At 70.2% G+C, this 10216-nt stretch carries 5 protein-coding genes and 1 pseudogene; 2 read left to right on the top strand and 4 right to left on the bottom strand.

From position 1 onward, the window contains the following. Positions 1–281: 281 nt before the first annotated feature. Both ACQP17_RS34270 and ACQP17_RS34265 read left to right on the top strand, forming a co-directional pair. Positions 282–1970, top strand: a complete 1689-nt coding sequence (locus ACQP17_RS34270; RefSeq protein ID WP_433860113.1) for a type IV secretory system conjugative DNA transfer family protein — start codon at positions 282–284, stop codon at positions 1968–1970. After that, positions 1970–2788: a hypothetical protein gene (locus ACQP17_RS34265; protein ID WP_433860112.1), complete on the top strand. Its 819-nt coding sequence runs from the start codon at positions 1970–1972 to the stop codon at positions 2786–2788. The genes ACQP17_RS34270 and ACQP17_RS34265 overlap by 1 nt, the downstream gene beginning before the upstream one ends. 70 nt (positions 2789–2858) lie before the next feature. On the opposite strand, the gene ACQP17_RS34260 is transcribed toward ACQP17_RS34265, so the two are convergent. From ACQP17_RS34260 to ACQP17_RS34245, 4 genes and pseudogenes are all read right to left on the bottom strand, one after another. Next, entirely contained in the window at positions 2859–3236 is a 378-nt protein-coding gene (locus ACQP17_RS34260; protein WP_433860111.1) for a hypothetical protein, read from the bottom strand. Between the two features lie 73 nt (positions 3237–3309). Beyond that, entirely contained in the window at positions 3310–8511 is a 5202-nt protein-coding gene (gene mobF / locus ACQP17_RS34255) for a MobF family relaxase (protein WP_433860110.1), read from the bottom strand. A 487-nt stretch (positions 8512–8998) separates the two neighbouring features. After that, positions 8999–9664 (bottom strand): hypothetical protein, encoded by a 666-nt coding sequence (locus ACQP17_RS34250; protein ID WP_433860109.1) that lies wholly within the window; start codon positions 9662–9664, stop codon positions 8999–9001. A gap of 296 nt (positions 9665–9960) precedes the next feature. Further along, positions 9961–10216: pseudogene (locus ACQP17_RS34245) on the bottom strand (hypothetical protein); the annotation flags it as partial.

The following is a 10216-nucleotide window of genomic DNA, read 5'->3' as shown; positions in this document are numbered from 1 at the left end:
ACCACCGGACGTGCCTGCTGTTCGATGCGACGTCAGGCAGGAAGCGCGGTCCTTATCCACAGGTCCGGCCTTCAAGAATTCGATCAACGGGGATCACCTGACCCCCGAAGGCCGGGAACCGCGCGCTGCCGAGCGGCGCCCAGCAATAAACGAGCAGAGGGGTGTCCGACCCCCGGCATACGGTGCGAAGCAGGTCACCGGACCAGTCGGACAACGCCCCCGGGGGGCGATGGCAGCGCTGATCCCCGGGGGCCCGAGACACGACAACGGAGGAACCCCGCATGATGTCCCACGCGCAGATTACGGCCATGGAGCTGGCGGCCTCGTCGCCCGCGCCCGGCCTCCCGGGCAGCGACACCACCCCGGACCCGGCCATCTTCGAGTACGTGAACACCTTCAACGACTTCATCTGGGGGCCCGGCGGGATCGCGGTCGGGGTCGCCGCAGTGGCGGCCATCGGCGGCCTGGGGGCCCTGTGGAAGGCGTACGCGCCCCGGCCCGGCTTCGCCTCCAAGCGGGAGATCCGCGACGAGATGTCGGCCAAGTACGCCCGGGAGATGGCCAAGCAGACCCGCCCCAGCCTGGAAGGACGCGAGAAGAAGGTCCCCACCACGGCGTACGCGGTGCCCCTCGGGCGCCTGCGCTCCGGCGGCCTGCCCACCGGCATCTGGGGCACCCCGGAGAACAACTACCTGATCCTCGCCCCGTCGAGGCAGGGCAAGTCCATCATCCTGAACTCGATGATCTACCGGTGGGACGGCGCGGTCGTACACACGTCGTCCAAGGTCAACGACCACCTGGCCACCAAGGCGATGCGCGAGCAGCTCGGGCCCGTGTGGGTCTGGGACCCGCTGGGCCTGTCCGGCGGGAAGAACACCTTCCGCTGGGACCCGATCCGCGGGTGCGAGGTGCGCGAGGTGGCCATCCAGCGGGCCGCCTACCTGCTGTACGGCTCCCGCAGCGGCTCCGACGCGGGCTCGGGCGTGGACGCGTTCTTCAAGTCGACGGCCTGCGAGGTGCTCGCGCGCTTCATGCACGCGGCCGCCCTCGGCGGGAAGACCATGATGGACGTCTACTCGTGGTCGCAGAACCGCGGTGACCAGACGGCGGCGAACATCCTGCTCTCGGCCGGTGCGCAGGACTGGGCGAACCTCCTGGTCCAGCGGCAGACGGTCGTACAGGGCACGGGTGACGGCATCTTCACCACGCTGTCCTCCGCCCTCGGCTGGATGGCGAACCCCCGGGTCGCCGAGACGGTCCTGCCGGGCCCCGGCGAGCACTTCGACGCCGAGACCTTCCTGCTCAACAAGGGCTCCCTCTACATGATCGGCAACGACAAGCCGGGCTCGACGGTCGCCCCGCTGTTCGTGATGTTCGCCGACTACCTGCGGTCGGTGACGGTCGACCTGGGCAACAAGAACGGCACCGGCCGGATGGACCCGCCCTGCCTGTGGGCCCTGGACGAGATCGCCAACCTGATCCCGCTGCCGGTCGACAAGTGGATGCCGGACTCCGGCGGCCGGGGAATCACGCTGGTCATCGTCATCCAGTCCCGTGCCCAGCTGTTCGACGTGTGGGGCGAGCAGCGCGGCCGGATCATCTGGGACGACGCCAACGTCCGCATCTTCCTGCGGGGCATCGGCGACACGCAGGTCCGCAAGGACATCAGCGACATGTGCGGCACCTACGAAAAGCAGCGCAAGACCACCACCACCAGGAACGGGGAGAACTCGATCTCCACGGTGACCGAGGAGAAGCCGGTCATCACGCCGGGGCAGGTGTTCAAGCTGGGCAAGCGCCAGTCCCTGATCATCTTCGCCGGTTGCTCGCCCGTGATCACGCACATCAAGCCGCTGTGGAAGCGGCGCGACGTCAAGAAGCTGTCCAAGGCCAACGTGCCCAGCCAGCGCAAGGGCGGCACCGGCACCGGTACGGGCGCCGGCGTCACGATGACGAAGGGAAGCCGCTGATGGCGGGGGAGATCGGCGGCGGCCTCGCCGGACAGGTCTTCGCCTTGGCCAAGGACTTGGCCAAGGTCGAGAAGGACGTCGAGACGCTGGGCGAGAGCAAGGACGACGTGCGCACCGCGCTCGCCCAGCTCGGGAACGTGCAGGAAGCGCTCGACCACCTGGAGGAGCGGACCGGTGGCCTGCAGGAGCAGGTGCAGGCCCTGGCCCCGCTCCGGTCGGGCCTGGACGCCCTGTCCAAGACGGTCAAGCAGATCGGGGAGGACCTCAAGGCCCTGGCGGCCGAACCGGCCGAGGAGAAGCTCGCGGTCTGGAACTGGTCCTTTGACCAGGGCATGGACCGTGCGGAGGCCGGGGAAGCCTGGGACGTCCTGATCAGCTGGGTCCGCTACGAGCTGCAGTACGGGTACGGCTGGGTCGGGTGGAAGTCGGGCGCGTTCGCTGGCAACAACCCGATTGCCGGCTCTCCGACCGACCCTGACCGCATCCCGCCGTGCTGGTACCGGCACCGGGAGGCCGTACGGGAGATGGGCTGGCTGTGCCAGGAGTGGATCAAGATTTACCGCACGTCGTACGGCGCCCCGAACAAGGCGGGGGACTGGCACGACCGGTACGCGCCCGGCGTCAAGCGTCGCCTGATCAGCGCGCTGGGCAAGTGCATCAACGCCGGTGCCCACCAGGACGACCCCTGGGAGAACAACCCGGAGCTGGACACGGCTCCGCGTGCGATCGACGACGACGAGGTTCTGTCCGGCTTCCTGAGCTGGGAGCTGCAGAACCGCCGGGAGCCGCCCGCTCCCGGCCCTGTGGCGGCCTCGTAGCCGCACGGACGACAAGAGCCCCCGACACATACGTGTCGGGGGCTCTGTGCTGTCTCTACGGCCTTTCCGGCTACGTCTCCCACGGTGCCCAAAGGCCGTCCGACCCGATGGTCCACGACAGGGTGTTCTCCACCCCGGTCACGTAGCCGCGGCCCTTCTCCTGGGCGACCTCTCGGAGTTCGGGCTCGGCGATCCCGCCCTGCATCGCCTCGTGTGCCCTGTACTGCTCACGCTTGGCATCGGTGCCGGTGACGGGGCGGCCGAGAGGCGTCTTGCTGACCGGCGGTTTCTCGGTGCGGCCGGCGGCCCACTCCAGCGCGGCGAGCAGGCCATTGTCGTATCCGTCGTGCTTGTTGCTGCTGTAGCCGTTCGCCGTGACGTGCTCGATCATCCTCACGAGCTCGTCCTCCGGCCGCAGCTGGGGCGGCGTCCACTGTGCGGTGCTCAACTCGGCTCACCTCCTGGTCGGTTGAGGGTAAGGGCCGGGACGGGCGCCCGGCCAGCAGGCGCTACGGGCCGTGTCAGTAGCTGATGATCGGGCCCTGGTCCTGCTGGATCTGCGGCGCGGCCTCGACCTCGACCTCGCGGGTGCGGCTGACCTCGGCCTGCTCGGCGCGGGCCGCGTCGTCGGCCTCGGCAGCGGTCCGGTTGCTCTCCGCCATGCGGTTGGCGATCTCGGTGATTGCACCGTGCGCCTTGTCGAGGTCCTCCTGCAGGTCGGCCAGCTGGGCCGGGAGCTGCTGCTGAGAGGCGGTCAGGCGCTGGGCCTCGCGCTGGTTCTCCTGCTCCGGTCCGGCCTGCGTCGCCTCCGTCTCCGCCTCGGGGGCGCGGTCCGCACCCTGTTGCACGTACAGCTGCTCGTAGAGCTCGCGCAGCTGGTCCTCCTGCGTCGGCCCGGACGCCGCCGGCGCCAGCTCCTGCTCCGGTGCCTCCGGCTGCAGCTCGGCCTCGACGTCCTGCTCGGCCTCGGCCTGGACCTCCTGCTCCGGACGCTCCTCGGTGGTCTCGCCCTCAATCTCCCAGTTGATCTCCGGGGCCTGGTCGAGGTCGTACTCCGGCTCGGCCTCGCGGGAGGCCGTGGCCTGCTCGCGCAGCTGCTGCTCGTACGCGGCGAGCGCGGCGTCCAGCTCCGGGCCGGGCCGGTAGGTCGTGACCCCGGTGGTCGCGGTGACCTCGGCGGTCTCCTCGACCTGCGGCGCCTGCTCGGCCTCGGGGGCGTCGAGGGACTCCTCAGCCCGCCAGGTCTCGCCCTCCACCGTCCAGTCGATCGCCGGGGCCTGCTCGGCCTCCGCACGCCGGTCCTCGTGGTACGCGGCGGCCTCGGCGGCGAGCTCGTCCTGGACGCGCTGCTGCTCGTCCGGCTCGGCCAGCTGCTGCGCAACGTCGTCCAGCTCCGGGGCGGACTCCTCGAACCCGGGCACGTCGCCCCAGTCGACGTCCGGCGCCTGGTCGAGGTCGACGTCGTCCTCGACCTCGACGGCGACCACGCGGAACCGCTCCTCGTACGCGGCGAGCGCCTGGTCGAGCTCCTCCTGCTCCTCGTGGGTGAGCGGGAGCTCCTCCTCGACGTTCTGCTCGGGGGCCTGGTCGAGGGTCTCGCCCTCGACCGCCCAGTCGATCTCCTCGGCGCGGTCGAGGTCGTGCTCCGGCTCGGCGACGAGCTCCTCGTCGGGGGTCTCCTCGACGTCCTGCTCCGCTTGGACCTGGTCGTCGGCGCCACGGCGGTCCAGCTCGTCGCGGGCGGCCTCGGCGACCTCGCGGGCCGGCGCGGTCTCCTCGTACCAGGCGGAGCGGGCCGCGTCGATCTGCTCCATGACCTCGACCCGGCCGGAGAGGTTGGCCACCAGGTCCTCGTAGCCGCGGGCCTGGGCCTCCAGCTCGGCGCGCTCGGCGGCGTCCGTGCACTGGTCGGCCTGGGCCTGGGCCAGGATCGCCTTCTCCTCGTAGCGCAGGACCATCTGTCGGGCCTCGGACAGCTCCTCGCCGTAGTGGGCCGGGGCCCACGACTTCTCGCGCTCGTAGCGCTTGACCATCTCGCGCAGGGTGGCGTCGTTCGTCCGCGCAAGGGTCTCCTGGTCCTCGGTGCGGCCGAGGGCGGAGTGCGCCGCCTCCCATGCGGCGCGCTGCTCGACCGCGCCCTTCGCGGGCAGGCGGCCGATGGCCGTGTTCGGCGCGTCGATGCCGTACAGCTCGCGGTATCCCTCGATCGTGCCCGCGCGGCGGGCCCACTCGGCGCGGTCGAGGATGTCCTCGGGCACGGGGCCGAGGTGGCGTACGGCCCACTCCGGGGGCGCCTCGGTGAGGCGTTCGCCGAGGACATCGCGCCGGGCGTCCATGGCCTCGGCCAGCTCGTGGGCGACCTCGCCCTCGATGCCGGGGATCTGCGGCGTGCGGTCGCACCAGTTGGGACCGACCGGCTCGTTCTCCGGCGTGCGGTCCTCCAGCACCATGTCGATACGCCAGTTGACCAGGGCCGGGACGTTGTCGGGCACGGGGTAGCTCATCGGGCGCATCCCGATGGCGCCGGACAGCAGACGCTTCCCGTCGTGTCCGGCCAGCTCGGCCTCGCGGAGCTTGCGGTAGACGGTGCTGGGGTCGCCCGCCATGAGCTTCTTGTAGTGGTCTTCGCTGAGCATCTGCCGGAGCATCGGCTCGTACTGGTTGCGGGTGTGCTCGGTGACGTAGTCGTTCCACTTCGGCTCCAGCGCCGGGATCGACTCGGCCCAGTCCAGCGACTCGCGCAGTTCCTGCAGCGCGGACAGCTCGCCCCCGTCGCGCTCGACGGCGGCCTGGATCAGGGAAAAGGCGTCCTGGTCGAGGTTCTGCAGCCGGTGCTCGTCGCCGGGCACCTGGCACGCGGCAAACGCCCGGTTGTACCGCTGGGCGCGGGTCAGACCCGGGTAGACCTGCTGACGGCTCATGCCTTCCTCGACGAGCAGGTACCCGCCGTATCCGACCGTGCGGCCCTGAACTGCGTTCACGGTGCCCGCGTAGGCGAGCGCGACGTTCTCCTGGACGTAGTTCGCGGGCAGGGTGATGGTCCCCGCGAGTCGCTCGGTGCCGTTGCTCTCGCGGCCGGCGACCCGGGCGGCCGTGAGCTGGCCGTCCTCGCCGATGCCGGTCACCCGGTAGACCCGGCGGTTCAACACCATCCGGCCCTCGGAGTCCTTGAGCTTGGCGTCGTTCTCCCTGGTCTGGATCAGGTCGCCGACACCGGCCCGGTTGTCGTCGACCAGAGGGAGGCCGGTCTCCTCGACGAGCCCGTACCGGACGAGCTCGGCGCGGATTTCCCTGCTGACCTCGGTGGCTCGGGTGTTGGTAGCGGTCATCACCACGGACTCGCGGTCCGCCAGGGTGTCCGCGACGTACGCCTGGATCGTGGCCGCCTTCATCTCCTCCAGCGTGCCGCCCTGAATCCGTCCGTGCAGGTCATAGACCTCCAGCGCGCTGACGTCACCGCGGCGCAGGGCCAGGCTCGCCTTCGCCTCCCACTCGCGCACCGTGCCGTCCGGCTCCTTGAAGCGGCGGACGTTGCTGAGGCTGTAGTGCGGGCCGTCCTCGACCATCGTGCGCAGCAGGCCGCCGGCCTCGGGGGACTGCAGCTGCTGCTGGTCGCCGATCGGGACGAGCTTGGCTCCGGCCTCGTCGCACATGTCGGAAATTCGGGTGATGTGGTCGGTGGAGGTCATGCCGGCCTCGTCGAGCACGACCAGGTCACCCGCGCGCAGCCGGAACGTCTCGATGTCCTCTCGCCTGCCGAGGCCCTTCGCGTACACGTCGAGGAAGCGGGTGGTGTTGGTCCGGATCTCGATGCCCTCTTCGCCGAGAACTTCGGCTGCCACCTGGGACGGGCCGAGGCCGATCACGCGGCCTCCGGTGTGCTCCTGCCACGCCTTGGCGATGACGCCGGTCGCGTACGACTTGCCCGCGCCGGCGGGACCTTCGACCACGCTGATCCGCTTGCTGTCTCCGAGGACTCCGCGGACGACGTCGGCCTGGTCGGCGGTGACGCCGGAGGACTTCACCACCTGGTCGAGGGCGGGCGGGGACAGGCAGGGGGCGCCGGTCTGGTGGGCGCGGGAGGCGACGCGCCGCTCGTCGCTGAGGTGCTCCTCCAGCGAGAACTTCTCGCTGGACATGGCGCGCGGGGAGAACACCGAGCATCCGTCGCTCTCCCGGATGCGGGACGGCGCGTCGTCGATGATGCTCATGCCGGCGGTCTGTACGACGCCGTACTGGCCACTCTTGAGGGCCTCGGTCGCCAGCTCGTTGGCGAGCGGCGCGAGCGGCACGTCACGGGGGAGATTGTCACCGAGCGTGGTGTTGATCTGCTGGATGAGCTCGCTGCGGTCCCACGTCGCGCGCTTGGTCTGCAGGGCCTCCAGCGACTCCCGGATGACCTCCTCGCGGTCGAACGTGGGCGCGTCGACCTCGGCCATCCTCGTGTCGAACCCGACCCGCTCGGCTCGCTCCAGCGCACCGAGCAGACCCCCGTCGACCTTGTCCTCGGCGATCCGGGTAGCGCGCTCGATGCGGGCCTCGGCGGACTGGTGCTCGCTCCGCTTCGGGTCGCGGGTGTCGAGCGTGGCCATCTCCTTGAGCCGCGTCTTCGTGTACGCGGAGGGCTCACGACCGTGGTCCTGGACGTACTGCTCGTGCAGCTCCTCGTACCGGGCATCGATCTCGTACGTGCGCTCCGACAGCGCGCTGAGCAGCTCGGGCTCGAACCCCTTGATCTCGCGGGCCATGCCGTCCGGGCGCATTTCGAACACCACAGGGAGATCACGCTCGATGGCCTGCTCCATCGTCCGCTCGAATACGGCGGCGGCGGCCTCACGGGCGTTCTTCACGGACCGCGAGTCAAGGGTGACGAAGTGCTCGTTCCCGTCTGCGTCGACCACCTTGATTTTGTTGAGAACTGCCACATGGGCGTGCAGCTGAGGGTCGCCCGCGCGCGAGACCTCGTGGGTGAAGATGGCGGCGGTGAAGCCGGTGGAGTCGAGGTACCGGCCGGTCGACGGGCGGTCGCCCTTGGCCTTGCCGTGGTAGCCGACGCGGCCGAGGCCGGCCTCCTCCTGGAAGGTCTTCATGGCGGCCGCGATGCCCTCGTTCATCGCCGCGCGGACCGTGGCGGCATCCTCGTGACGGCCTGCGGCCTCCAGCGCGGTGAGGTAGGTGGAGACCGACTTCTGCGCCGAGTAGGTGTGATCGAAGTACATGGCGGGGGAGCTCTGGCCCTTGTCCCGCTCCTCCCTCCGGATCTCCGTCACACGCTCCGGGTCGGCGTTCGGCTCCTTCGCCAGGCGGTCGTCGATGCGCTCCTCGACCGTGCGGTAGGTGTACGCCTTCCGGCCCCGGCGGGCGGACGCTTCGGCGTCGTCCATGAGCTTCTTGGCGGCGGTGCCAGTGATGCCGTTCTCGTCGATGTACGCCTTCGCGGCACCGATCGCCTGGCGGTACTCCTCGGGGTGAGCGTGCTTCCCGAAGATCGCTCGAATGTCACGCTCGGTAGCATCCTCGCCCTGCTCGACACCCCACTCGGAGGTCCCGTTGCCGATCCACACGGCAAGCGGAGTGCCCTGTTCCGTGCCCTTGGCGTAGTAGCCCTCCGGGCCATCGAGGCCCGGCTCGACCTCGGCCTGATGCTCGCCCTGGCAGCCCGATCCGGAGAGCAGGTAATTGAGTCCTGCCTCTCCTCCGGAGATCGGCGTGATGCGCAGCATGGTCACGAGAGTACGTGATCGACGGCGCGAGCGACACCGACAAATTAAGAATGCCTAGGTGTGTTATGTAGTGAGGTTTGTAGTAGGGGGGATGAGAGGTGGAGAGGAGAGGGGTTTGTAGTGGCGTGAGCTGGATGGATGCGGATGGTTGAGGACGGCGGGAAGGGGTTGGTTCTGAGGTTCGGTAGGGATACGGGCTGCACTGTGACGGGGGCCGGGAGAGCGCGAGAGGGTGGCGCGGAGCGCCTCTCGCAAGACAGGAGCTCGACGGGCCCGCACGGGACCGGTACGCTCGCCAGAGACGACGTGAGGCCCGACCCCCGGACTGGGGGTCGGGCCTCGACTGTTACCACGAGTGATTTTCGGCGGCGGCTGATTCCGCCGCGCGCTTCGCGCGCCGGCGCCGTGCTGCGCCCCATGCACATGGGGAAATGCTCGGGTCCACACCCGCCCGGAGCCGCGCACGCGGCGGGCCCCGGCGGGCGGGTCAGTGCCCCATGTGCATGGGGGAATCCCCGGGCTCGTCTGCCTCGGCCGGGCGGGGCTCCGGGAGGACGACGACGGGCTCGGCGGCGGGGGAGAGGGGTTCCGGTTCGGCGTCCGGCTCGGCGGCGGCGTCGTCGTCCTGGTCCTCCTCGTCGGGGAGGGTGAACGGCTCACCGCACAGTCCGCAGATGATCGGACCCTCCGCCAGGATCTTCGGGGTGACGGGGAACGCCCGGGGGTCGGGGAGGCACCCGCACGTGACCTTGACCCGCTTCCCGTTCGTCGAGCCGGGGGTCTCCGGCTGGGTGGGGTCCTCCTCCTCGGTGTCCTCCTGGTCGGCTCCGCCGAGGCCGGGAAGGGCGGCTCCGTCGATCTGTCGGATGACGGATGCGTACTTCCGGCGGGACGCGTCGGTGAGCACGGCATTGGAGAAACCCAACGGTCGCTCCGACTTGCGCGGGGGCTCCAGTCCGGTCTCCCGGGCCAGCTGCGCGAACTCCTTGCGGTGCCACCGGGCGTCACCCCGGGAGACGTCCTGGATCTTTCGAACATGGGCCAGCGCGTGGGCGGCCTCGTGCAGCAGAGTCTTGAGGACCTCCTCGCCTCCGTCGCGGACGGTCTCGCCCGCGACGAACAACTCCGCCAGGCGCTGCTCCTCCTCGGCCACGGCCCACCGGTCGGCCCAGTGATGCCCGCGGGTGACGTAGTGCCGGCGCTTGGGTGCGTCGGTCGACGTCCGCGGCTTCTCGGTCTGACGGCGCGGGACTCCGGTTCCGGTGATGAACAGGACCGGCGGGAGGTCCGGGGTGTCTCTGGATCTGCGCCCAGCACTTCTCCAGCGCGGCGATCAGGCGGGTGCCCTCACGTCCTGGGTCGGTCCTCGGGTCGGCCATCGGGGCCTCCTTTCCCCATGTGCATGGGGTTTGATCATCGTGCGGGCGGTGCCAACTGTTACCGGCTGGGCTAGAAGAGGGCGTCCTGGACGGCGCCGCTGGGGTTACCCGCTGCAATCGCGGCGGTGATGGCGGCCTCGACGTCGGCGCCGGTCGCCTGGGCGGTGAGGATCGCGTCGCGGATGGCGACGGCCCGTCCGTCCGGGCCGCGCACGTCGCTGAGCGCGTGTCCGGCCCGGTGGGATCTCGCGTAGTAGTCGCGGATGTTGTCGAGCCGTTCGCCCGCCACCCAATGGGCGGTGAGCTGACAGCTCGACTCGTCGCAT

This window comes from Streptomyces kronopolitis (assembly GCF_050953795.1).
GTDB classification, from domain to species: Bacteria; Actinomycetota; Actinomycetes; order Streptomycetales; family Streptomycetaceae; genus Streptomyces; species Streptomyces kronopolitis_A.
The sequence above is the reverse complement of the archived record's forward strand: the minus strand, read 5'-3'. Positions and strand labels throughout refer to the sequence as shown.

Bases quoted from the DNA above. Each gene is read 5' to 3' on its own strand.
- ACQP17_RS34270 (WP_433860113.1), top strand. From the start codon at position 282: ATGATGTCCCACGCGCAGATTACGGCCATGGAGCTGGCGGCCTCGTCG.
- mobF (WP_433860110.1), bottom strand. From the start codon at position 8,511: ATGCTGCGCATCACGCCGATCTCCGGAGGAGAGGCAGGACTCAATTAC.
- ACQP17_RS34265 (WP_433860112.1), top strand. From the start codon at position 1,970: ATGGCGGGGGAGATCGGCGGCGGCCTCGCCGGACAGGTCTTCGCCTTG.